The sequence below is a fragment of the Acidicapsa borealis genome (genome assembly GCF_059115245.1).
In genome coordinates, this window is sequence record NZ_JCACNY010000001.1 from 3663714 (window position 1) to 3687298 (window position 23585).

General features: G+C 59.9%; 16 protein-coding genes. 5 read left to right on the forward strand and 11 right to left on the reverse strand.

The genetic code is table 11. The features are described from left to right. Positions 1-3: 3 nt before the first annotated feature. Complete coding sequence (locus tag AC5S27_RS15015) at positions 4-1356, reverse strand: amidohydrolase (protein ID WP_493935379.1); 1353 nt, start codon at positions 1354-1356, stop codon at positions 4-6. 552 nt (positions 1357-1908) lie between these two features. Beyond that, a complete protein-coding gene (locus AC5S27_RS15020; protein ID WP_493935380.1) occupies positions 1909-3483 on the reverse strand; it encodes a S10 family peptidase in 1575 nt (524 codons plus the stop codon). Between the two features lie 296 nt (positions 3484-3779). On the opposite strand from AC5S27_RS15020, the gene AC5S27_RS15025 reads away from it, so the two are divergent. Further along, entirely contained in the window at positions 3780-4733 is a 954-nt protein-coding gene (locus tag AC5S27_RS15025) for a S1/P1 nuclease (protein ID WP_493935381.1), read from the forward strand. A 1-nt stretch (position 4734) separates the two neighbouring features. Here the strand turns inward: AC5S27_RS15025 and AC5S27_RS15030 are convergent, their stop codons facing one another. Beyond that, positions 4735-5664, reverse strand: a complete 930-nt coding sequence (locus AC5S27_RS15030; protein WP_493935382.1) for an NAD(+)/NADH kinase — start codon at positions 5662-5664, stop codon at positions 4735-4737. A gap of 39 nt (positions 5665-5703) precedes the next feature. Then, positions 5704-6501: a TlyA family RNA methyltransferase gene (locus AC5S27_RS15035; protein ID WP_493935383.1), complete on the reverse strand. Its 798-nt coding sequence runs from the start codon at positions 6499-6501 to the stop codon at positions 5704-5706. Between the two features lie 165 nt (positions 6502-6666). On the opposite strand from AC5S27_RS15035, the gene AC5S27_RS15040 reads away from it, so the two are divergent. Further along, the gene (locus tag AC5S27_RS15040; RefSeq protein ID WP_493935384.1) at positions 6667-7194 is read left to right on the forward strand and encodes an RNA polymerase sigma factor; all 528 of its coding nucleotides are present in this window, start codon (positions 6667-6669) and stop codon (positions 7192-7194) included. Between the two features lie 2 nt (positions 7195-7196). Continuing rightward, a complete protein-coding gene (locus tag AC5S27_RS15045; protein ID WP_493935385.1) occupies positions 7197-8012 on the forward strand; it encodes an anti-sigma factor domain-containing protein in 816 nt (271 codons plus the stop codon). A 184-nt stretch (positions 8013-8196) separates the two neighbouring features. On the opposite strand, the gene AC5S27_RS15050 is transcribed toward AC5S27_RS15045, so the two are convergent. Then, entirely contained in the window at positions 8197-9717 is a 1521-nt protein-coding gene (locus AC5S27_RS15050; protein ID WP_493935386.1) for a YncE family protein, read from the reverse strand. A gap of 228 nt (positions 9718-9945) precedes the next feature. On the opposite strand from AC5S27_RS15050, the gene AC5S27_RS15055 reads away from it, so the two are divergent. Next, the gene (locus AC5S27_RS15055) at positions 9946-10845 is read left to right on the forward strand and encodes a DUF92 domain-containing protein (RefSeq protein WP_493935387.1); all 900 of its coding nucleotides are present in this window, start codon (positions 9946-9948) and stop codon (positions 10843-10845) included. Between the two features lie 18 nt (positions 10846-10863). On the opposite strand, the gene AC5S27_RS15060 is transcribed toward AC5S27_RS15055, so the two are convergent. Next, on the reverse strand, positions 10864-13353 hold the full coding sequence (locus AC5S27_RS15060) for a protein kinase domain-containing protein (protein ID WP_493935388.1): 2490 nt from the start codon (positions 13351-13353) through the stop codon (positions 10864-10866). Between the two features lie 208 nt (positions 13354-13561). On the opposite strand from AC5S27_RS15060, the gene AC5S27_RS15065 reads away from it, so the two are divergent. Continuing rightward, positions 13562-15055, forward strand: a complete 1494-nt coding sequence (locus AC5S27_RS15065) for a retropepsin-like aspartic protease (protein ID WP_493935389.1) — start codon at positions 13562-13564, stop codon at positions 15053-15055. A 17-nt stretch (positions 15056-15072) separates the two neighbouring features. Here AC5S27_RS15065 and AC5S27_RS15070 read toward each other — a convergent pair whose 3' ends face one another. The 5 genes from AC5S27_RS15070 to AC5S27_RS15090 form a co-directional block, all read right to left on the reverse strand. Continuing rightward, a complete protein-coding gene (locus AC5S27_RS15070) occupies positions 15073-17502 on the reverse strand; it encodes a M1 family metallopeptidase (protein WP_493935390.1) in 2430 nt (809 codons plus the stop codon). 141 nt (positions 17503-17643) lie between these two features. Further along, positions 17644-19356 (reverse strand): RNA polymerase factor sigma-54, encoded by a 1713-nt coding sequence (locus tag AC5S27_RS15075; protein ID WP_493935391.1) that lies wholly within the window; start codon positions 19354-19356, stop codon positions 17644-17646. Positions 19357-19488: 132 nt separating this feature from the next. Continuing rightward, on the reverse strand, positions 19489-20217 hold the full coding sequence (gene lptB / locus AC5S27_RS15080; protein WP_493935392.1) for an LPS export ABC transporter ATP-binding protein: 729 nt from the start codon (positions 20215-20217) through the stop codon (positions 19489-19491). 57 nt (positions 20218-20274) lie between these two features. Next, on the reverse strand, positions 20275-22884 hold the full coding sequence (locus AC5S27_RS15085) for a hypothetical protein (protein ID WP_493935393.1): 2610 nt from the start codon (positions 22882-22884) through the stop codon (positions 20275-20277). A 58-nt stretch (positions 22885-22942) separates the two neighbouring features. Beyond that, on the reverse strand, positions 22943-23566 hold the full coding sequence (locus AC5S27_RS15090) for a hypothetical protein (RefSeq protein ID WP_493935394.1): 624 nt from the start codon (positions 23564-23566) through the stop codon (positions 22943-22945). Positions 23567-23585: the final 19 nt, after the last annotated feature.

Sequence of the window (23585 nt, forward strand, 5' to 3'; positions counted from 1 at the left end):
TTCTCATTTGAGAATGTCGAGAGCCATCGCCGTCATCGCCGTAACTCCTGTCCGGATTGTAGGTTCGTAAACCGGAGCGAAGAGCGGCGAGTGCATCATCGGTACGGAGATGCCGGTTGACCTGCTCTCGGCCAGTTTGCCCGGCTCCGTGGCACCCAGCCAGAACATGACTGCTGGAATCGTGCCGTTTAGCGAGTAGAGTCCTACATCTTCGCTGCCCATCTTGAATTTCGAAGCAGAGACGTGTTCTGCCCCAAGAGTTGTGACGGCGATCTTGTTCAGGCGATCTGCGAAGCCGGGATCGTTGAAGGTTGCAGGAGTAATTTCAGATTCGCTTACGGTGACGATGGGCATCCTGTCGGCGGGCATGTTGTAGGCAATTGCGACGCCCTCAGCGGTCTTGCGAACGGCGGCGATGATCTGGTCTCTGACAGCATCGCTGGAGGTCCGCAGGGTGAGACCCATCTTCACTTCTTCTGAGATGATATTGCGCTTGAGGCCGCCGTGTATGGTACCCACGGTGAGCACGGCGGGCTGCTGCGGGTCGACCTGGCGGCTGACGATGGTCTGAGCGAGAAGGATGAATTCCGCTGCCAGCACAATTGGGTCTTTGCCGCCTTCGGGTCGCGAACCGTGGGTTCCTATGCCTCGCATGGTGACGTCGATACTGGTGGAGCTGGCCATGAGTGGGCCACCCTTGATCGTGATGTCCCCTGCCGCTGAACCACCGTCGTCGTGCTCGGAGAGAACATAATCGGGCTTGCCGAAGCGTTCATAAAGATGGTCGGCGAGCATGGCCCGGGCGCCGTCGATGGTCTCCTCTGAGGGCTGGCCGACCAGCATCACTGTGCCGTGCCACTTGCTCTTCATTTCGACGAGTTCTTTGGCGGTGCCGAGCAGCACCGTCATGTGGATGTCGTGGCCGCAGGCGTGCATGACTCCTGTTGTCTGGCCATCCGGATTCTTCGTCTTCACTGTCGAAGCGTAATCGACGCCTGTCTTCTCTTCGACTGGGAGAGCGTCCATTTCGCTGCGGATCAGCAGCCTTGGGCCGGGGCCGTTTTCGAGGATGGCTACGATGCCCCAGGCCGGGGTGCCGTCCATGTATTTGCCGATGTGCTCGGTCACCTTGTAGCCGAGCTTGCGCAGGTCTTCGGCGAGTTTGGCGCTGGTGTGATCTTCGTGGTGGGAGAGTTCGGGGGTGCGGTGGAAGTCTTTGTAGGTTTCGATGAGGGCGGGTAGCTGGGCTTCGACGGAGGGCTTCAGGTCAGTATTCAGATTAGCGGGCTGCTGGGCTTGAGCGGCGATGGCGGGACAGACAAGGAGGGCGAGAAGGGCTATGCGGTTGCGTGGCATAGCGGGATTGTACCGGACTCTGTCTCGCTGACCGGGCATCTTTCGGGAAAGGCGAAGAAATGACAAACAATATGGGGGGAGGGGTATTTAATTTTTGCTCGATGGAACAGCAGATTCCCTACGGGAATGACGGCGAGAAGGCAACATGACTGCGAATCAACAATCGAGCTCGAATGTGGTCTTCACTGCTGCTTAAGTTCATTATGCGCTTTTGGCACTTAATTCTACGCAACTTCGATTCGAGAATTAAGAAAGAGTTTGCGTCCTCATTTGCCTGCGATGGAATAGCCATGTGGCAACCACGAAGCAAACCACAAAGCTTGTCAAACCAGCCAAAACGCTCCAAACAATACCAGGGACAGCACCCAATACTACCCCTGCAGTGTCGCCAGCACCCGCGGTGGAAGGATCGAAAACAAAGTGTAGCGTAGTCCAGGTAATGAGAGCAGACACAGGAATAGCTGTTGCTAGACCAGCTATCCCTGCCTTTAGCACTCGCCGCATTGACTTTCCTCACTAGACTGCAGCATTCATAACCAAAAGCCTGATGGCTTATTTGGCGCTGTCATAGAACTTGCCGAGGTCGTGGCGGAAGGATTTGAGAGCGTCTACGTTGAGGTAAACCATGTGGCCCGAGGGGTAGTAGCCCCAGGTGATGTTGTCGCGGAGGGCGCGGCTGGTGCCCATATGGGACAGTTCCCATTCGGTCGAGAAGAAGGGTGTCGCCAGATCATAGACGCCGTTGGCGGCGAAGACCTTGAGGTGCGGGTTCTTGCGGATGGTGTCGCCCAAATCTCCGGCCACGTAAGGCATGGTCTGCTGGCCGCCGCGTCCGCCGCCGGCTGCGCGGTGCTTCCAGTCCCAGGGATCGTTACCCTCAATCGTGTTGTTATACGTCTCGTCGGGCGTGTACTTGAGTTCCTTTTCGAGGTACTCGTGGAAGGCGCCGATGTAGACGCCGTTGATGCCGGTGTCCGAGGGATCAAAGCTGGGGTACTCGCCGGCTGCGTCGGAGTCGGGGCCTTCAAAGCGGCCGTCATAGCGGCCGAGGATGATGTTCTTGTCGCGCAGCAGTTCCTTGCGGAAGCGGGTGGCGGAGATGCGCAGGTTTGCGTCCTTGATGTACGCCGGGCTGAGACCGATGAAGCTGCTGAGCTGCTGCGCGATCTTGTCGGTATCGGCGTCGCTGAGGGCATTACCGGCGTAGAGAGCTGCAGCGTAGGGGCCGGCGGCGAATTCCCTTGCCTGCTGGACAAAGGTGAGAACGTCGGCGGGCTTGTTGGGAATCTTGTTGTGGTACCAGGCGATGGCGGCGAAGGTCGGCAGGTCGGTGAGGTAGTTGTTGTCGAGGCCAGCCGAACGCGCGTTGTAATTGAGGATCGATGACAGGAGCACGATGCCATTCAATTGCACGCCTGCCTCGTTGAGCGTGGCCGAAAGCCCGGCGGAGCGGGTGGTGCCGTATGACTCGCCGAAGAGGAACTTGGGCGAGTTCCAGCGGTGATTGACTGTGATGTAGCGGATGATGAACCTGGTGAAGGCGGTGAGATCCTGATCGACGCCAGCGATGTCCTTGATGGTTCCCTTCCCGACGGGGTGCGAGTAGCCGGTGCCGGGCGCGTCGATGAAGACAAGGTCGGACTTGTCGAGCAGCGTGTACTCGTTGGGCACGACGTTGTAGGGTGCTCCGTGGGTGGGCGCGGGGCTGTCGGTCACAACACGCATCGGGCCAACTGAACCCATTTCCAGCCAGATGGTGGCTGAGCCAGGTCCGCCGTTATAGAGGAAGGTTACGGGGCGGGTCTTGGTGTCCGCGCCGTCGAGTGTGTAGGCAACGTAAAAGACGCTATGGTACGGCTTCAGGCTTTCGTCGTGGTCTTCCTTGCTGATGAGCAGGTTGCCGGCCGTTGCCGTGTAGTGGAGTTCCTTGCCGCCTACCGTGATCTGGTGCTGTGTGACCGACGGCTCTTCCTTGGGGATTGGAATGTCTTTGGAGGGTTCTTCTTTCACCTCAGTGGTAGCGCGGCGCTCCTGTGCGGAGACGAATGCGGCAGAGCTAGCGGCCAGTATGGCAGCTGTGGCCAGAACCGAGAAGGTGCGCGGAAACGACACGATGAGCTTCAGCAAAGTAACTATCTCCCTGGATATGAATTCCCCAGAAGGCGATCCCTTTCGCGTTTGCGATGGGTTCAGGCATCTGCTGGAGAAGATCGACGATCGTGCGGCCGGATACTGGCGAGTTTAGCACGCGCGACGAGAAACCTCCGTCACGTTTGAAAGCAGAATGCTACGAGATATTCACCACGCCGCTGATTCTGCGGAGTAGAGTGTTAATCGTAATTCAGCCGACAATTTCAGGTTGCTCAATGTGACCTGCTCAATCCAACCAGCTCGCTTCGGCTGGTTCATGAGGTGATAGATCCGTGCGAAATCGTGTCCGGTTGTATGTTGTGCTTGCCGTGTGTTTGTTCCTGCCGCTGCAGAGCGCGTGGGGATGGAATTCCATTGGACACATGGCTGTGGCCTACGTTGCCTATCAACACCTGACGCCTGCTCAGCAGGCTCGCGCCTATGCGCTGTTGCAGCTTAACCCGAACTACAAGACATGGCTGAGTTATCTGCCAGCAGGCACTTCAGCAGCGGACCAGCAGATGTACGTGTTCATGATGGCGGCAACGTGGCCGGATGAGATCAAGGCGATGAACAGCGGCTACAAGAACGACGGGGACAATGCTCCGAAGACGCCGGAAGCTACGATGAACACCGGCTATACGGATCTGTACATGCACAAGTACTGGCATTTCATCGACGAGCCATTCAGTCCGGACGGAACGAAGCTGCCAGCCGTGCCTTCGGTGAATGCCGAGACGCAGATTGTTGCCCTGCGGGCGGACATCGCTTCAACGGAAGAAGATGCGCTGAAGTCGTATGACCTGGTGTGGCTGATGCACCTGGTAGGGGATGTTCACCAGCCGCTGCATTGCACGACTCGGGCGACTGCGGCGCTTCCAAAGGGCGATCTGGGCGGGAATTCGATCGCCGTCAGTACGCCCGATCTCGAGTTGCATGCTTACTGGGATGATCTGTTGGGCGTTGGTTCGACTAAGAATTACGCGAAGGCTTTTGCCGCAGCGAAGGCCCTGGCGGACGCCGACCCGACGGACGCAGCGGACCTGAACACGGACGACTGGGTACAGGAAAGCTTCAAGCTGGCGCAGAGCGATGTGTATGTCGATCCGCCGATCGGGACGGGCAAGGGGCCCTATACAATTTCGCCGAGTTCGACGTATGCCACGAACTCTCTGGCAGTGGCGCAGAAGCGGGTAGCGCTGGCGGGGACGCGGCTGGCGAATGTGCTGAACGCCGAGCTCAAGTGACTCAGCGCTCACCCCACTTGAGCTTGCTACGCAGGGCGTCGAAGAAGCCGTGGCCGCCGAGCCGGACCAGCTTTACGGTGTGTTCGGAGCGGTGGCAGCGGAGTTGGTCGCCGAGGCGTAGATCGACGGCCTGCTGGCCATCGACGGTGAGGATGGTGGGGTTGGGCTGGCTGCCCTTGGGCCCCTCGATATGCAGCGTGAGCGCAGAGTTGCCGGGGACGACGATTGGGCGCAGCGTGAGCAGGTGCGGGCAGATGGGCGTGATGACCAGCGCGTCCACGCCGGGGACCATGATGGGGCCGTTGGCAGCGAGCGTGTAGGCTGTGGAGCCGGTCGGGGTGGCGACGATGACGCCGTCCGCGCGGAAGCGGGCGACCAGCATGGTGTCCAGCTCGATGGCGAACTCGGCCATGCGGGCGATGGAGCTTTTCGAAAGCACAATGTCGTTGACTGCTTCAAAGCTGGCGATGCACTTGCCATCGCGCCAGAGCTCGGTGTGAAGCATGGTGCGGGCGTCGATGGTGCAACAGTTGTCGCACCAGCCTTCGAGAGTGGGATAGAGGCTGGAGAGGCGAACTTCCGTTAGAAATCCCAAAGAACCTAAGTTCACGCTTAGGATCGGCGTGTCGTACTTGGCGAAGATGCGCCCGATGGCGAGCAGGGTGCCGTCGCCGCCAAGGACGATGACCAGATGCGGTTTGGCGGCGGGCAGGTCAATACGGTCGCGGACTTCTACGTCCTTGACTGTGGCTCCGGAAACGAGGGTGCCGGACGGTACGTCGCAGACCGCTGAGGAGCCGGTCAGGTAAGTGGCGCTTTCGCGGTCAAGGACTGGTTCGAATTTGTGCGCGCGCAGCCACAGGACCAGCTCCGGCAGGAGACGATTGAGCTCTTCACGGAGTGGCTTCGAGACGATGGCGACACGGTTCATTTGGGCTTTAGTGTATCGCACAGAGGCACATGCCGATGGTTATGAGGGCTTTAGCAGGGCGTGGAGGAGGAACTCCTTGTTTCCTTCCATGCCGGTGATGGGAGAGTCGATCACTTCGATGCTGTAGGCGTTGAGGGTGGTGAGGGATTGGGTGACGCGGTCGATGGCGAGTTGATGGGCCTTTGGGTCACGGACGATGCCGCCTTTGCCGATGTGCTCGCGGCCGGCTTCAAACTGGGGTTTGACGAGGATGACGGCTTCGGTAAGCGTGGTAGCCGCGGCGAGGACGGCAGGCAGGATGAGCGTGGCGGAGATGAAGGAGACGTCCATGACGAGCAGTGTAAGAGGTGCATCGCCTGTGGCCCCGGGATCGAGAGAGCAGGGGGGCAGCAGGCGGGCGTTGGTGCGCTCGTAGAGGCGGATGCGGGGCGCTGCGCCCGAGTCGGGGTTGGGCAAGCTCAGGGTGCGCAGGCTCATGGCGATCTGGCCGAAGCCGGTGTCAACGCAGGAAACGTGGCTTGCGCCGTGCTGGAGAAGGCAGTCGGTGAATCCGCCGGTGGAGGTACCTATATCGAGACAGGCACGACCTTCCGTGGAGATGTTCCAGTGGGTGAGGGCTGCTTCGAGCTTGAGGCCGCCGCGGCTGACGTAGCGCTGCTGGTCGCCGAGAATGCGGATGGGTACCTCTTCAGTAAACACAGTTCCCGGTTTGGTAATCTTCTGTTCCGAGACAAGCACACGTCCGGCAAGAATCAAGGCGCGAGCGCGTTCCCGGCTTGGGACCAGCCCTTTTTGCACCATTAAACTGTCTATGCGGGTTCGCTCGGAGTTCTTCATCCTTTTGACTCTATTATGCTTCTAAGGGTTATAGAGTTGCCGAGAAGCGGCACAGATAGTAGTGTTGCTCTTGGAATCCGGTGAAGATCCGGACGAATGCAATCCAAACCCTGCATTGCCTCGTACTTTAGACAGGCAAGCAAACGGCAAAGAGAAACGGGAACCATGCAAATGGAAGATGCCGAGTTGCTGGAAGCTGTAGCCAGGCAGGATCAGTCTGCGATGGCTACGCTTTTCGATCGATACTCGCGGCTGGTGTATTCCATTGCCCTGCGCGTATTGCACGAGCCTGATCTCGCGGAGGACGTGATGCAGGAGGTTCTGCTGCAGGTTTGGAGGCAGCCCGGCGGATTTGTGTCTCAACGCGGCAGCCTGGGGGCATGGCTGGCGGTGGTGGCGCGAAATCGCTCGATCGACGTCATACGACGCCGCTCGCACCTGACTCCGATCGAGGACATGATCCTCCCGGAACCTCGCAATTTGCAGCGGGCGGTAGAAGAAAATCATCTGATGGATCAGGTGAGGGTGGTTGTGGATACGCTGCCCAAGGAACAACAGGCCCCGTTGCACATGGCCTACTTTGAAGGATTGACGCACACCGAGATATCGGAGCGAACCGGAACACCGTTGGGGACGGTCAAAACGCGCATACGCATGGCGTTGACCTCGGTGAGAAGGGCGCTGGAAGCATGAGCATGCGAGAAGCATTCCATATCGACGAAGATGATCTGATCCAGTACGCGCTGGGGTCTCTGAAGGAGACGCAGCTGGGTACGATGACAGCTCATATTTCGCTCTGCAACCAGTGCCGCGATGCACTGGCGCAGACGTACGTCGACCTGGCTGCCTTCGGCGCAGCGGAGCCCGTTTCGGATTTGCCTGCGGGTGCAAAGGATCGTTTCCTCACGAAGCTGGCCAGTGAAGCTGCAGGCGAATCGAAGCTCGTCCAAATGCGGAATAAGAGCCGTCTGTACGTGGTTTCAAAATCGTTCAAGCACTGGATGGAGACACCCATACCGATGATGATTTTGTCGGGCGCGCTGGCTGCGGCTCTGGTGCTTGTGGCGTATGACGACCTGGGTCACCTTCACCAGTTGCGCCAGACGGGTCCAGCGATGGCCCGGCTGGAGCGCGAGGCGGCAGAGTTGGAGGAGCTGAAGAGCTTCCTGAAGGGCAGCAATGTCCAGCAAGTCAGCTTGCATGAGAAGCCTCCCCTCATCAAGGCACCTGAGGGCCACACGCTGTATTCGGCGTCGTCGGGCAAGCTGGTATTTACCGCATCGAATATTCCGATCGCTCCTTCCGGCAAGGCGTATGAACTCTGGGTACTGCCTGCGGGTAAGGGCGCGCCGATTCCGGCTGGGGTGTTCAAGCCTGATTTGCAGGGAAATGCAGCGGTGATCTTCCCGGATATCCCAAGCAACGTTCAGGCAAGCGGGTTTGCCGTGACGATTGAGCGGGAAGAAGGATCGCCGACCCCGACTATGCCTATCGTGCTCAGCGGGCAGTGATGGGATGGGATTACATGAGCGACGTGCAGAGTGCCGCAAACGCTCCCTGCACGCCGCTCAATTTAGGTCAGATTTCAGGTTTTACCTCTCTGGCCACAAACAGCGAGCGCAAATCAAAATCGCCTGTCTCCGAGGAGACAGGCGATTTTGTCTGAAGCGGTTTGCGGTCGAACCCATTCGAACCCTACGGTGCTGTCGTGAACAGGCTCGGATCCTGAACCTTGCAATTGGCAATCGTGATTGGCGCCCCGGCAGTGGTGAACGCGCTCGGCGGCAGGTAGCAGGGCTGTCCGGCGCCGGGAAGGCGGCTGACCGTGTTGGGATTGGCTGAGGTGGTATCCGGAGAGCTTGTACGTACGTCGATTGCATTGCCCTGCACCAGGACGGTGGTGTCGAGAATGTCCTGGTCAGTACGGATGATGGAGATGTACGGGCTGTCGGGTGAGGCGGCGTAGACCTTGCCGTAGAGCGAGTTCTGGGTGGATACCACCGTACGCGGATGGCCGAGGATCGGGATCGTCTTCTCGATCGTGTGGCTGGTCATGTCGACGATGGAGATGGTGCCGTCGGTCTGGTTGGCCACATACGCGCGTGATCCGCTCGAGAGCACTGTCACCGCGGCTGGGTTGTTGCCGACGGGAACGGTGAAGGTGGTTCCGAACGTGGGGCTGTCGTTGCCGTACTCGTCCAGGCTCACGTCAATGATGCTGACGGTGTTTCCGTCGTAGTTGGCGACAACAAGCTGACCGGTGGTCTGGTTGTACTCGGCGTACACCGGTCCAGCGTGAGCCTTCCCTGGAGCTGCCGTGAGCGGCAGGGTGGGATGGCAGGTGTACGGCTGCCCATTCTGGTTCACACCCGGGGCACAGCTGTTGAGGGCGTTGTTCTGGCTGTTGATGACGGTGATGTTGTCGCTGCCGCGATTGAGTACGAAGACGCGCTTGGTATCCGGCGAGCCGACGGCGTAGACGGGGCATACGCCAACCGGGATCTTCGCGGAGACGGTGTACGTCGCAGTCTCGATGGCATCTGCGGCCCCTTTGACGCCAACCGTCGAGGGATTGGTGTTGCAGGCGGTGCCGTAATCGATGTTTTGGCTGATGGCGTAGTAGCGGGTTGCGGCGCTGACGCCGACCATGGTGACAGGCGTCTTATCCACGGGCACGACGAGCTTGAAGGCGTCAGGCGAACCGGTGAGAACATCGACGTTGTTCAGGTTTGCGTCCAGCGCATAGAGCCCTGCGGCTCCCGAGAAGAGATTCGTCACGGGATCGAGACCTGTGAAAGGACCGCTGGTGGGAATGGGCGCGAGAGTGCTGTACGTGATCTGCTTGGCCTGCAGATTAGAGGTGACGGGAATATTCGAGACCGTGCCGTCAACATTCAGGCTCCATGCACTGCTGCCGCCGCTGCTGAGAGCGAAGGTCACGGGGCCGGGGCCGATTGGCGCCGTCGCAGAGATGGTGTCACCCGAGTAGTCGATGACTGTGCCGACGCCCTGCGCGCTGGGCGAAGGCGAGGAGATGACAAAAGCATTGGCGTTGGGCTGCGAAGCCGGGCCGGTACCCGTGATGGGCGTCGTGGTGGGCCGATAGTTGCTGCCGCATCCTGCGAGACCAATTGCGATGCCCGTGGTTGCCGTGAGAGCGAGAGAGGCCTGCGCAATGGAACGCGCCCGGATAAATTGCTGGGAGAATTTGCTCATTCAGTCAGTGTCCTGCTTACTGGTTGATTGTAAATCACGTGCCCCGCCCGGAAAGTTACCGGGAGCTTGCCTGAATGTGTTCATAATTTGCTAAGACTTAGCCCGGACTGCCTATGCCAACTTGAGATCCTGACCTGATATGTAGGTAGCAGTTGGACGCGCTCGAACGGTGTTGGTTGGTAGTCTGGACTTTGAAGATTCGGTGGAAATGTGTACCGGGGGTGTGAATTGGTAACGCGCCGCGAAGATGGGCCGCTGGCCTGGCAGTCGAAGGTGATTCTGCTGCTGGTACTGCCGTGGACGGCGGGGTCGGTGATCCTGCAGAGCCACTGGTGGCTGACGCAGGTGCCGGTGGTGGCCTACGAGACGCTGGGCATCAGCGCGATCTTTGGGCTCGTGGTCTGGTGGATGCGCGCGGGGACGCCGGGGGCTGCCTTTACCGGTGTGATGATTACGGCGAGCCTGATGTATTCCACGGCGCAGTATCCGTACCAAACAAGCTGGCTGCATGGCGGGCTGATGCCGCTGCTGGCGGTGTTTCTGCTGACATATGCGGCTACGAAGGTAGGCCGGGCGAAGAAGGAACGGCTTGGGACGGGCGAGAGCAAGCGGGGGAGGAATGCTGCGCAGGTGGCGGCGAATTTAGGGGTGGCCGCGCTCTTGGCAACGCCAGCAATGTTAGCTTTGCCCACCTCGCGAATCCGTGACACTGATAGCGGCTTTCTGACAATCCTGGCTGTCGCAGTACTAGCGGAAGCCGCAGCAGACACCGTTTCTTCTGAGATTGGTCAGGTTTTTGGCGGTCAACCGCGAATGCTCACAACGTTTCGCCGGGTTGAACCGGGTACTGACGGCGCAGTCACCCTATTCGGAACTCTGGCAGGATTTCTGGCTGCGGCGATTGTGGCGGCTATCGGATGTTGGGTGGCGGGAGAAGACTGGCTTGTTTTCTCATGGCTAACAGCGGGCGGAATTGGGGGCCTAATTTTTGACAGTCTGCTCGGCGCCACGCTGGAGAGAAAGGGCTGGCTCAACAATGATGCAGTGAACTTCCTGTCGACTCTTAGCGCCCCGGTATTCACTGTCCTCCTGGCGCTAGCGACGGTGGTATTTGGAAAGTATGATTAGGGTACGCGACGGTAGCACTTACTCCGACTCACTCTCAACCTGCTCCAGCAATCGCTGCCAGATCTTCTGGTTCTTGCGGTACGCTTTCTTCAAATCTTCGAGAATGCGCTCGAAATCGGAGTTGGTCTTGAGGTTGTTCCACGCCGGGTTCTTGGCGAACCATGGGTAGTTCTCGTTGCCGAGATAAATCGCCCGACGCAGCCAGTGCAGCGCTTCGCTGGAGTCGCCTTCAACGGCGAAATAGCTGGCGAGGCGGTAGGCCATTTCGCTGTCGGCTTCGGCGGCAGCAAGGGTGTCGTCCTTGAGCAGCGAGGCGGCCTGGGCGCGGTCGCCGACCTGCACGTAACAAAGCGCCAGCGTGGGCACGGCGATGCGCATCGAGTCGTCATCGTGGATGACTTCTTCGAGGATGGAGATGGCCGAGTGCAGGTTGCCCATGCGCATCTGCTGGTAGCCGGACGAAGTGCGCAGCAGCGGGTGGCGGGGCTCGAGAGCCAGACCCTTGGCTAATTCGTCGCCGGCCACTTCTAGCTGGTTGCGGTATTGGTAGACGCGGGCGCGATGGTTGTAGAGCAGCGCGGCGTTGGCCGGGTTCAGCTTGAGCGCGGCGCTGAACTGGGCGAGGGCTTCGTCATACATGCCGTCAATGCGCAGCGTGATGCCCGCGACCATGTGCACGTTCCAGTCGTTGGCCGCGGAGCTGAGCAGGTTGGCAATGCCGTGGCGGGCGGATTCCTTTTCGCCGCGTGAGAGCAGCATGTAGATGCGGTAGAGATTGGCCTCCGTCGATCCGGGATCGAGTTTGTAGGCCAGGTCGAAGGCGCGGCGAGCGGTCATGACGTGAATCTGGCCGCCGAAGCCGTGGCGTACATACTGCAGATTGGCGATGCCTAGACCAGCCCATCCGGCGGCGAACTCGGGATCGCTGATCGTGACGTTCTCAAAGAGTGTGCGAGCGCGGTCAAGGTCAGATCTTGAGCCGGTGCGGGTCATGAAGGAGCTGAGCAGGGCGCGGGCCTGCAGGTAATCCTCGGAGACTGCGTCCGGCAGTGAGCCGTCCTTGGCGCTGACGCGAGCGCCGTTGCGCTGGTTCTCGGCGTGATTGCCGCGGTTGTCGACGCCGCCGATCCCTTGCAGGACGGCGAAGACTTCGTTGGAGATTTCATTCTGGACCGCGATGAGATCGAACGAGGCCACGCTGATGGTTCCGCCGGAGCGGACGCTCTGCGCGGCTACATCGAGAAGCTGCCAGTTGAGATCGAAGCCTTGATCCGATCGAATAAAGTTGCCGGCCAGCACATGCGAAACCAGCAGCTTCTGGCCGATATCGAGTGGGTCCATCTGCGCGGTGTGCAGGCTCATCAGCGAACTGGATGGGCGAACGACAATCGATGGGATGCGGGCAAGGCGCGCAGCGATGGCGTCGGCCAGGGCGAATCCGTAGAGCGGAGCTACTTCGGTGGTGCCGAGATTGTTGAACGGGAGCACGACGACGGAATTCTGCCTGGGCGCGTCGTTCGACGATTCACGGAAACGCTCGGCGAGCATCGAGAGGAAGCTGGTCGATCGCTTTTCCGCTTCCGGCCCGGTTGTCACGAGACTGGCTGCCGCGTCGCCAGGGATGCCGCCGGTCTCAAGCTGCATCGCCTTCATGATGGTCTTGAGGGCTTCGCGGACCTCGGCCGCCGAGGAATAGCGCACGGCTGGATTCTTTTCGAGGCAGGTGTAGATGACGCTCTTGAGCTCGGTCGAGATGCCGGGAACGATCTCGTCGAGATCGGGCGGATCGGAAAACTGGATGGCGCGGATGACCTGGAAATCTTCGGCGTCGGGACGGGCGAAGGGGTGGCGGCCGGCGGTGAGTTCGTAGAGCAGCACGCCGAGAGCCCAGATGTCGGACTGCACGCTGGACTGGCCGGTGACAAACTGTTCCGGGGCCATGTAGCGAATGGTGCCGCCGCGAGCCGTATAGGTCTCCGCCATGGAACTGCTGCGGGCGACAGCGGGCTTCGACGGGTCGAAGTCGGCTTCCGCTGGATTGAGGCGGCGGGCGAGGCCGAAGTCGAGGATCTTGACTAGGCCACCATCGGTCAGCATGACGTTTTGCGGCTTCAGGTCGCGGTGGAAGATGCCGAGGCTGTGCGCGGCGTGGAGTCCGTCGGCGATCTGGATGCCTACCGAAAGAATGAGCTGGACGTTGGCCGGACCGCGGGCGATGAGGGTGTCCAGAGACTGGCCGGGGACGAACTGCATGACGATGTAGGCCTCATCGCCGGTCTCGCCTACTTCATAGATGGCGCAGACGTTGGGGTGCTCGATGGCCGAGGCAAGCCGGGCTTCGCGAATGACCGTGGTGCGCATCTGGCCCTGGGTGAGCAGGCCGCGGCGGAGAATCTTGAGCACGACGGGGCGCGTGAGCAGGGTGTCGTTGGCCAGGTACACGACTCCGCTTCCGCCTGCGCCCAGGCGGCGAAGTATCTCGTAATGCTCGATCATTCTTCGCTTCATCGCTGTCTCTAGTGTACCGGGGATAGCCTAAGGGAAGTCTCAAAGCGGGAGTTCAAGCGCAGGCTGGATCGGTCGCGCGGAGGAATGGACATTCTCAGCACCAGAATGGCACGGCTACCGCGGTGTGGTGCGCTGCTTTCGAAACAGCTTCAGAGAAGGTCTATCTGGTAAGTTCGTAGCAATGGTTTTGCGTGGTAAAAGCGCTGGGATGGATCGTTTGCAGGGAAAGATGTTCAAGCTTGGCGCGGTGTGGTTGATGACGGGTGGACTGGCCTTTGCTCAGGCTCCAGTGCCTGTAGCCCCGGCTCCTGAAGCTCCGAAGCAGGACCCGCAAGCCACGCAGCAGCCCGCCGCTGGCACACAAGTGAGAACGGGGTCGGTGGTCGGCGACGGGAGCGCGCTGGAGCTTTTTACGCGTTTGACGACTCTGCTGGGGGATCATCAGTTTCTCGAAATGCAGCAGATGCTGGACCAGGATCAGGGCGACGGCTCCGACGGCAGCAAGGGCGGGAAGCTATCCACGGAGCAGAAGCAATTACTACGTGGCGTGCTGGCCAACCGGCAGAACAAGCCGGACGACTCGATCAAGCTCTTGGAACCGCTGGTGAGCGCTCTGCCCGCCGAACCCATCACAAATGAGGCGGCGGGGAAGTCTCCCGATCCGGCTGCTGTTTCGGAAGAAAAAATCCTGCGCAAGACGCTGGCCGAGGATTATCTTCGCGCTGGAAATCTCCCCAAGGCAGCACAGGCCTACCAGGCGATGCAGGCGCGGCTTGGGTCCACGCTGACTGCAGACGAGCGTGACGAAATGGAGCTGCCGCTAAGGCTGTTGCCACTGGCTGCGGCGAATCCGCCGATGACGGTTGAGGCCGGGGACTCGTTTGCGCTGCCGTATGACAGGGATCTGCTGGGGCTGATCGATGTGCCGGTCTTTGTGGATGCGCAGTCGCATGACTGGATGATGGACCCGACGGCGCCTTTCAACCTGATCTGCCGGTCGACGGCGCGGGAAGTCGGGCTGCGCGTTTCAACGGCCAGCGCTGTAGTGCATACGATTACCGGCAAGCCGATGACGGTGCATGCGACCGTGATTCCGCGATTCACGATTGGCACGGTGACATACCGGAACATGACCGCGTTTGTGTTTGAGGATGCTGATTACTTTTTTCCGCAGACGGGCTACCAGGTGCGCGGAGTACTGGGGTATCCGGCAGTTTCCGCGCTGGGGAGTTTGACGGTGACGGCGAACGCGCGCATCGAAGTGGAACCGGGCCAGAAGGGCGAGAAGCTGACCACCGGCGCGCCGTTCTTTCTCGATGGGGACAGGGTGATTGTGGCCTTGGGCAAGCCGGGCGATGAGCGTATGTTTTCGATCGATGCGGGCGGGCAGCAGACGTTCCTGACTTCGCGCTACTTTGCCGAGCATGAGAGCGATTTCGCGAGCCAGAAGATGCGGCTAATGACGATGCCCGGTGCCCAGAACAAGCCTCCCGCGCCTGCGTATCTGGCCGACTCGGTAACGTTGACTGTAGGCGATACGCCCATGCAGTTTCATTTCATGCAGGTTTTGCCGGAGCCGCTGGGGCAGGCTGCGGTGGACGACACTTACGGAACCCTGGGCATGGATGCGCTCGATGAGCTAAAGAGCTACACCTTCGACTACCGCACGATGCGCTTCGGGATCAAGACGCAGGATCACTAGCAACGTCTCAACGTGCATCAGTTCTCGATGGCCAGCACATCGTGATTCAGATTGATGACGGCTTTCTTGAACGGGGCGGGCGGCTTGGCCAGCTGGATCTGCTTTTCTATGGTTGTGTTGCCGATGATGGTGACGAGGCCAAGCCTGCTGGTGCGTCCATCGGTGAGTTCCGTGTAGAGGGGCACAAGCATCTTGAAGCCGTCAGGCACACCAGACTGCGTGAGCTTGAGGCTGAGCGTATCGGCATCGCTTCCCTGCTTGAACTGGCTCTCGAAATGGTAGTGCGGCAGGTCGGTGCCATAGACGAATTCGTTGAAGAACCAGTTCATCTTGTGATTGCCGTCGAGATCCATGACAGGCGTCATGTGCTTTTCGACCATGGCCTTGAAGTCTTCCGTGGTGGCGACCTGCAGGCGGTAGGTATCGACGAAGTCATGCATCATGTCGATGAAGGCCTGGTCGCCGTTCTTCTGCGAGTACATCATCATGCGGATCATGTGCAGGATGTAGGCGCCCTTGGGATAGACGAGATTCTGGTAGACGCTCCAGCCGGTCTTCGGCGAGCTCAGGCGGAAGCCCATGGTGACTGGACCAACGTCGATGGGGCGGAATCCGTCGGCGTTCTTTTCAGTCAGTTGCAGCTTGAGCTGCTTCCAGTAGTCGCGGTATTCGTTGGCGTTCTTGCGTGTGGATTGCAGGAAGATCGCAGCCGAGGCATCGGCGAAACCTTCGCTCATCCACTGATCGCGATAGCCCTGAAATCCGACCGTGTGTCCCCACCACTGGTGAGCGACTTCGTGCGGAGTGACGGTCTTCCAGTAGAGATCGGCCGGATTGAGGCCGAGTTCGTGCTGTACCGTCGAATCCCACAGGCCGCAGATCGGCAGGTACACCAGCATTGGCCAGCTCTGGCCGAAGTTGCAGGCTGGCTGTTCGGAGAGGACAAGGTGATCGAAGGGCAGCTTGCCGAAGTAGGTTTCGTAGATTTGGGCGGCCACGGTGCCCTCGGAGAGCATGACCGGCATCATGGAACTTACGCTCATGGTGCCAGTGGCTCCGCCGGGCAAGCGGGCTGCCCAGTCTGGCAACTCGGTATTGCCGAGCGCGGCAACGGAAACGCCGCTGGGCGTCTTTTCGTCCTTCTCCATGAAGCGGCCTAGCTGAAAGCCGACCACAGGCAAGGGCATTTTCGTGTCCCACTCGGTGACGCGGGATTTTCCATCCACCTTATCGCTGGTCTTGGTTCCGGTGGCGAAGAGTTGAATCTCCTTCGGCACGTGGAAGCGCATCTTATACGTGGAGTAGCTGCCGAAGCCGTGGCCTCCGTTGGGAAACCAGCTCTCGCGGGCGACGGGATCGTAGTTGTCATTACCGGCGCTGCGCACGGCATCCTTGCCTCCGTACGTGAGCTTGACGGTGACGGACTCGCCCTTCTTGAGAGGCCTGGGGAGAATCACGCCAAAGTCCGGGTCATCTTCCTTACGCTCCTGCACAAAGTCGAGAACCTCGCCGTGTTCCTCCTCGGCGGCGCTTACACGAAGCGTTGGGTAAAGCGTAAAAGGAAGTACAGAGACGCCATCCTGCAGGGCTCGAAGATGCACCGTAGCAAGACTGCTGAGAAAACCGCCCTTCTCAATCGTCGTGTCGAGCTCTTCGTTATCGACATGGAAAGCGGCATTCTGCTGGCGGCCGCTGGCAGAGCCGTTGGCGTATTCCGAGGCGAGATGGAACGCACACGGGAACACCCAGCCCCAGTCGGACCAAACGCTCAGGCTCACTTCCTCAGGAGCGACGCGGGGCGCGCCACGCGGATCGATTTCGTAGAGGATATGCGGGTTTGACTTGCCCTTGATCGCGGCCAGGAAGAAGCCCCCTTGCGGGCTGGATTGCGGGCCAGATTGCGGGCCGGCGGGGCTGAGCACATCTTCGAGCAGGCGCAGATCTACATTCTCGTGCATGTGTTCGCGCTGGAAGGTGTGAAATTCCATGGCGGCCTGCGTCAGTGTGCTATCAGCATGCGGGGCTACGGCTGCGGCGGATTTGCGGAGCTCGTCGGCTGTACCGTCCGTGAATCGGAAGACAACCTGGGTGAAGTCTTCGTCGTACTCATTCCGTCTGGTCAGGATCTCCAGGCTATGCCGTTCGGTCGGTGTCGGCGGAGTGAGGTGGAAATGGCCAGTTCCGCCGAAGACCGCCCCTGTGATGTGGCCGTTCACTTCGCCAAAAAGCGCGAACTCCCCATGAGTGAAGGTGAAGGTTGCAGCATCGCGCTTGATCACCAGATTCTCGGCGGGGATCATTGCGCCGTTGGGCAGCAGGCCACGCAGCTGGTGATACAGGGCGTTGGTGTTCGGAGACTGTTCGGCGTGGATTCGTGCAGGAGACACGCAGAGAGCTAAGGCAGCGGCTGCCAGAATGGCGAGGGCGCGAAAAGAGCAACGTTTCAAGCGACAGAACCTTTTTGAACGGATGGGAGACGGGGTCAGTGTGTCATAGTTTCGCCGGACACGCCAGAAATCGATGCGTAATGAAGGATAAGTAAACAGCGCAAATTTGCGGATCAGGTCCCGCACGTTAGGCCTCGCAGCTCAGGCTTCGCGGCGGCGGCGCTGGTGGGTGGAGGGGATGTGCAGGTCTTCGCGGTACTTGGCGACAGTGCGGCGCGTGACCTGAATTCCCTTCTCCTGAAGCATCGCGGCCAATTGATCGTCCGTGAGCGGATGGCGCGGGTTCTCTTCCTCGATCAGCTTGCGGACCATGCGCTTGAGCACCACCAGAGGAGTATCGGCGCCTTCCGGGCCGTTTGCGCCTTCTGAAAAGAAGAAGCGCAGTTCAATCACGCCCTGCGGTGTATGCGCGTACTTGTTGGAAACGGCGCGGGAAACGGTGGATGGATGCACGCCGATTTCTTCCGCGACTTCCTTGATCATCATCGGCCGCAACGCCTCGATGCCGACGTCGAGAAACTCCTGCTGGCGGCGCACGATCACTTCGCAGGTGCGGAGAATGGTGCTCTTGCGCTGCGCGATGTTGCGCATCAGCTGCATGGCCGAGCGGAAGCGCTCCTTGACGTAGTCCTTCACTTCCTTGTCAGTATTCTCGGCGACGAGCATGCGCCGGTAGCGCTGGCTCAGGCGGAGCGAAGGCATGTCCTCTTCGTTCATGGCCACAACCCAGGTATCGCCGCGCTTGACGAAAGCGACATCCGGCTCGATCAGGCGGGTCTGCTCGCGGTTGTAACGGCGACCAGGTCGAGGATCGAGGGTGCGGATGAGATCGACCGCGGTGCTGACCTGCCCTACCGGGCGATTCACGGCGCGGGAAATCTCTTTCAAGTCGCGCTTTTGCAGCAGCGGAAGGTGATTTTGCACGATCAGTTTGGCGGTGTTGAAGGTCTGGCGGCGGTCTTCAAGGACAGCTTCCGCTTCCGCGTGCAGGCTGTGGTGCGGGCTGAAATCGGCGAGAGTGGCCGGCTCTTCCGCGGTGTGTCCAATCGATGTTCCGTTGTTAGTTCCATTGTGAGTTTGGATCGAAACGGCTTCGGGCTCTGCGGCATCGTCCGAAGGATGCGCGAGAGACTCGGGTTCGTGCCCGGATTCATGCCCGGTCTCGTCTGCAGGATGCTTCTCAAAAACAAGTTCAAGTTCCCGTAACTGGCCATCAAGCTGGATGCGCAGGCAGTCCTTTAGATCCCGCGCGCCGATGCCGGCTGGATCGAGATGCTGAATGACTTCGAGCGCCGCCTTCATCCGAGTCAGTGAACTCTCCCGCGAATCTTCTACCCCGGCGAAGACTTCGGCCAGTTCTTCAAGCGAGGTGCACAGGTAGCCGTCCTCATCCAGGTTGCCAATAAGGAACTCGGCAGCCTCCTTCAGGTGCTCTTCGAGCGATATCGCTCCGAGTTGCCAGAGGAGGTGGTCGGTCAGGGTCGTCGGTTGCGAGAGAAACTGTTCGAAAGAGGGCTTATCGAGCTCCTCATACTCCTGGCTGGTCTTGAAGCCGGGGTCGAGATACTCCTGGAAATAAGAACCGAAGTCGATCTCTTCAAAGGGATCCTGCGGGGTTACGGGCGTTTCTTCTACGACCCGGTCACGGGCCGCCTCGCGGCCGCCGATCTCATCGAGCGAAGGCACTGACTCGTCAATCTCTTCGAGGACCGGATTCTCAACCATCTCCGCGTTGATCATCTCGGTCAGTTCCAGCTTGTTCAGGGCTAGAACGCTCACCATCTGCATCAGACCCGGCGTAAGGATCTGGCGTTGCGAAACCTTCAGATTCAATCTCGGTTGCAACAAAGGCATGATGAGTCCCCGGTGGTAGTTCCTCACAAGTGTAAATCTCTCAGCGAGAATGCGTGGAGGAAGTTGTCTGGGATCAGGACAGTAGTTCCGTATTGGGCCTGATTCATTGAGGGAAATTTCGCGGCCGATTTGTTAATCCAGAGAAAATCCCTCGCCCAAATAGACCCGCCGTACCTCCGGATCGTTACCCAACTGGTGGGGTGTTCCAGTACGAAAGATTTTTCCCTCGGCAATAATGTACGCCCGGTCAGTTACCGAAAGGGTCTCCCGAACGTTGTGATCAGTAATCAGAATGCCGATTCCACTGGATTTGAGATCGTAAATAATCTTTTGCAGGTCTAAGACGGCGATCGGGTCGATGCCGCTGAAGGGCTCGTCGAGCAGGAGGAAACTGGGCTGGATACAGAGGCAGCGCGCGATTTCAACGCGGCGCCGCTCGCCTCCCGAAAGCGCATAGCCCTTGGTGGTGCGAATATGGCGCAGGTTGAGCTGCTGGATGAGCCGTTCGGTGCGCTGACGGCGTTCCTGATCTGGAATCGGTTGGGCTTCGAGGACGGCCATGATGTTGTCTTCGACGGTAAGCTTGCGGAAGACCGACGGCTCCTGGGGCAGATAGCTGATGCCATGATTGCGCGCGCGCAGATACATAGGGACGCGGGTGATATCGGTTTCATCGACCTTGACGTGGCCGGAGTCCGGCGCGACCAGGCCGACGATCATGTAGAAGCTGGTCGTCTTGCCAGCGCCATTCGGCCCGAGCAGGCCAACGACTTCTCCGCGAGAAATGGTGAGGCTGACGTCCCGGACGACCTGGCGACCGCTGTATGACTTGCCGAGTCCCTCGGCGCTGAGTATCTGCATTCCCATCCAGAGTGGCAAGTATGGGCCACACGCTGCTGTTTGCTATTGTATTGTTCTCTACTTGGGAGAACGAGTTTCGGTGGTTGTCTTGCCACCGTCGCCCTCGACAGTGACGCTATCATCGCGACTGTGGAAAATCAACGCGCTACCGGTTACCGTGCCGCGAACCTGGTCAGTGATACGGGGTGGTACGGCCGCTGTTCCGGTCAGGGTGAAGTCGCCGGTTTCGCTGAGATAGACCAGCTTTTCGCCGCTTCCCTTCCTTCCGGGCCAATCAACTGTGACGTGGCCGTGGGCAGTCATGCTCTCCACACTGGAATTAGACGCATTGGAGAGGGGCGTCGGCTTCACGGTTTGGCTGTGAACCCCGGCCGGCAGCAGATGCACTTCGGCCTGCTGCGAAACGACGGTGGCCGCGCCAGTGCTGCCGGTGGTCTCAGCGGTCACCTTTCCGACCGCTCCGGCGTTGAGGATCGCGAGGCGTTCGCCTTCGGAGTAGTGGAGATCGCCGCTGGTCAGTCGAATGAGCGAGGGCGCGTCGGATTTGGCTTTTCCTCCCGGCTTTGCCGGCGATTTCCCGAGCAGCACGGTCCGAACCGGGCTTGCTGCGCCGTGCGACTGGGCAACGAGCGTCTGCTTCTGGCGGTTCAAGATAATCAGAGGCGCGGAGACAGAACTGGCTGCCTGCCAGAGGCGCGGCTGGTTGCCAGTGCCGGGGCCTTCGCGGAAGATGACCTCCTGCGACGCCTGGTGGAGTTCTGCTATCGGGGCAACGGCATGCACCGGACCGTTGTCACCGCCGCTTCCTCCGAGAAGCGACGCGCCCGGCAGAGTTGCGGTGCCGGTTCCATTGCCAGACGCATTGGAGGCCCCGTTGCCGATGAAGCTGGCCTTCACATCGCCGAAGGCTGTCGCATCGCCCGTGGCGCGGGAGAAGATCATCTGGTTCGCCGTCATGTCCAGACCTCCGCTCTTGAGCCGCGGCGATCCGAAGAGATGCATCTGGCGGGTAGCGCCGTCGTATTCGGAGCGGTCTGCGGTCGCCTGTACAGGCGATTGCGGTGCCGCGGAGTCTTTGGATTTGCCGGGCCTGGCGTTGTCGGATCGTGGAGCACCAGCAGGCGCCGGCTCTTGCACCAGAACAACGCGTCCCATCTGTACGACGCTTGCAATCTCGGAATCCTCTGAGCTCTTCGTGTTGCCGGTGCTGGGGGTAAACCGCACATCGAGCTGATCGGAACTGCCCGACTGGTGCGCACCTTCCGGAGTCCGCTGGTCAAAGCTGGTATGCCCGGAGCCGGTCATGCTGGAGAGCGCACCGGTCGCGTCCAGCGATGCAACGACTGAGTCCGCAGCGAGCCTCGATGGTCCTGGAGCGCCGACACCGGTTGCCTCCGATGTAACGACCACACCGCCGTTGCCGTGAATCGTGCGCGGCACAACATGCGTCTGCGCTGTCTTGGCGGCGGTTCCCGTTGGCTTGGATTGCGAAGGGGCAAAATCCACGTCAGCGATCTGCGAGGTCCAGGTGCGCTTCAACTCGACGGCGTTGCCCTTGGCGGTAACGGAGTGTTGCTGCGTGTGGAAGAGCACGCCCTTTTCCAGATGCGCATGGCGTAGTTCGCCTGCTCCGCTGAACGTCAATTTCGCCGTCGGAGCCGAACCGTCAATCTGCTGATCACCCTCAGGTTTCTGGCGCGTCACGTCCATGCGCGTGCCGCCGGTCAGAAGTCCGTTACGGGGGTGATTCTGTTCGTCGAAATCGAGCGTGCCATGCGGAGCCGTGATGTGTCCTCCGGTTGCAGTGCGGAGATCAACGCCCTGGGAGCCGTCCAGCTTGATCACCGAGCCGTCATCGCGAAAATGCAGGAGCGCGTCGCCGATCTTCGCTTCGCCGCCGGCATATTGCGCGTCGGCCTGCGTAAGACGGCACTGCTGGCCGGTGCGCTCGAAATCAGCATGCGTTGCATACACCGTCACCGGAGCATTGCGGTTGGACGCGGGATCCTGCCGCACATGCAGCTCGACCGCGTGATCCAGCACGAGCTGTCCTTTGCTTGACTCGTAGGTTGCACCGATGGAATTCCCGCTGCCTTGCTTGAGCGTGAAGTCTACCCGCTGCTCAGTCGTCGCCGTGCCGGTCTTCTGGTTGAAGGTGAGGCCGCTGGTCTTGACATGAATCTCGCCATCTTCCGCCTGCGAAGCGATGGCGGGCAGCTTGGGATCCTGCCCCTTGGGTGCGATCGCAGGACGCACACCGGGCCGCATCAGCGTGATCTCGACGGCTCCCGCAGCTTGGGCGAGTCCCACCGTAGGATCGTAATCAAACTCCGCGCCGGAGATGGTATCGGTCTTGCTGCCGTCCTCGCCGAAGAGATCTATCTTCACATCATGCAGCTGCGATTTGCCGTTCGCCTTCAACTGCACGGCGCGTGCTGCGTGGAGCTTGAACAGCGTCTTGCCCCTGCGCGACTGAGTGATATTAACCCCGTCGGCCTGCTGTTGGATGTCGATGCCGAGACGTTTGGGAATATCGGCAAGGCCGAAACGGCGCTTCCACTGGCCGAAGATCAGGAACGCGGCAATCGCGAGAATGAGCAGTCCGCCGCCGATCAACACCAGCGTGCGCAACCGCTCGATCGTGATGCGCGGTCTCTTCACTGGCATTGCTTAGCTCGTTCCTGCGCTCGTTGTCGACGTTGCGGCATGATGGAGGGTTTCGGCACTATTGCAGACGGTTCAAGCGCGCCACAAGACGCTGCGCGAGGCTCTCGCCCAGTTCCGACCACATCAGCCGCGCGGTTGCTTCGGATTCCTTCTCGACAGCGTTGGTGAGATCGATCAACTGCCGAACGTTCTCTTCAATGCAGCGGATCGCCTCCGGTGTGAGCGCCACTTCCTCCTGTAGGAACGGTGCGTCCGTGCCGAAATCGATGCGGATATGCCCCTCCTGCTCGTAAGCGCCCTCGTCGAACTCCGGCCCGTAGCCGATCACGCGGACCAGTCGCGGCGTTCGCACCCAGTTCGGCCCGAAGCCGGAGTTGGTTTCCGCGTTAATTTCGGGTTCCCAGAGCGTCCAGCCGATCTGGAATTCATAGGCGTAGTCGGCGTGGAGAAGCTCCATCGCCTCGCTCACGGCGTAGTCAATCTTCGCGCCGTGCTCGCCCAGGCCATAAATTTCCTGAAAAGCCGCTGCTTCGCGCCAGTTGACCGGCCATGCCGTTGCTGAAAAAACACCTGGTTCGCCGCCATGAAGCGAGAACTGCTGCAGTACGGTCTCGATCTTTTCGCCAAGGGCGTCGAGCCGCAACTGCGGATACCAAAGACTTAATGAAAATGCGTCAGACATCGTTATAAGTTTAGACGCT

Coding starts and splice junctions, on each gene's coding strand:
- AC5S27_RS15015 (WP_493935379.1), bottom strand. CDS start 1,356: ATGCCACGCAACCGCATAGCCCTTCTCGCCCTCCTTGTCTGTCCCGCC.
- AC5S27_RS15030 (WP_493935382.1), bottom strand. CDS start 5,664: ATGAACCGTGTCGCCATCGTCTCGAAGCCACTCCGTGAAGAGCTCAAT.
- AC5S27_RS15035 (WP_493935383.1), bottom strand. CDS start 6,501: ATGAAGAACTCCGAGCGAACCCGCATAGACAGTTTAATGGTGCAAAAA.
- AC5S27_RS15040 (WP_493935384.1), top strand. CDS start 6,667: ATGCAAATGGAAGATGCCGAGTTGCTGGAAGCTGTAGCCAGGCAGGAT.
- AC5S27_RS15045 (WP_493935385.1), top strand. CDS start 7,197: ATGCGAGAAGCATTCCATATCGACGAAGATGATCTGATCCAGTACGCG.
- AC5S27_RS15050 (WP_493935386.1), bottom strand. CDS start 9,717: ATGAGCAAATTCTCCCAGCAATTTATCCGGGCGCGTTCCATTGCGCAG.
- AC5S27_RS15060 (WP_493935388.1), bottom strand. CDS start 13,353: ATGAAGCGAAGAATGATCGAGCATTACGAGATACTTCGCCGCCTGGGC.
- AC5S27_RS15065 (WP_493935389.1), top strand. CDS start 13,562: ATGGATCGTTTGCAGGGAAAGATGTTCAAGCTTGGCGCGGTGTGGTTG.
- AC5S27_RS15075 (WP_493935391.1), bottom strand. CDS start 19,356: ATGCCTTTGTTGCAACCGAGATTGAATCTGAAGGTTTCGCAACGCCAG.
- lptB (WP_493935392.1), bottom strand. CDS start 20,217: ATGCAGATACTCAGCGCCGAGGGACTCGGCAAGTCATACAGCGGTCGC.
- AC5S27_RS15085 (WP_493935393.1), bottom strand. CDS start 22,884: ATGCCAGTGAAGAGACCGCGCATCACGATCGAGCGGTTGCGCACGCTG.
- AC5S27_RS15090 (WP_493935394.1), bottom strand. CDS start 23,566: ATGTCTGACGCATTTTCATTAAGTCTTTGGTATCCGCAGTTGCGGCTC.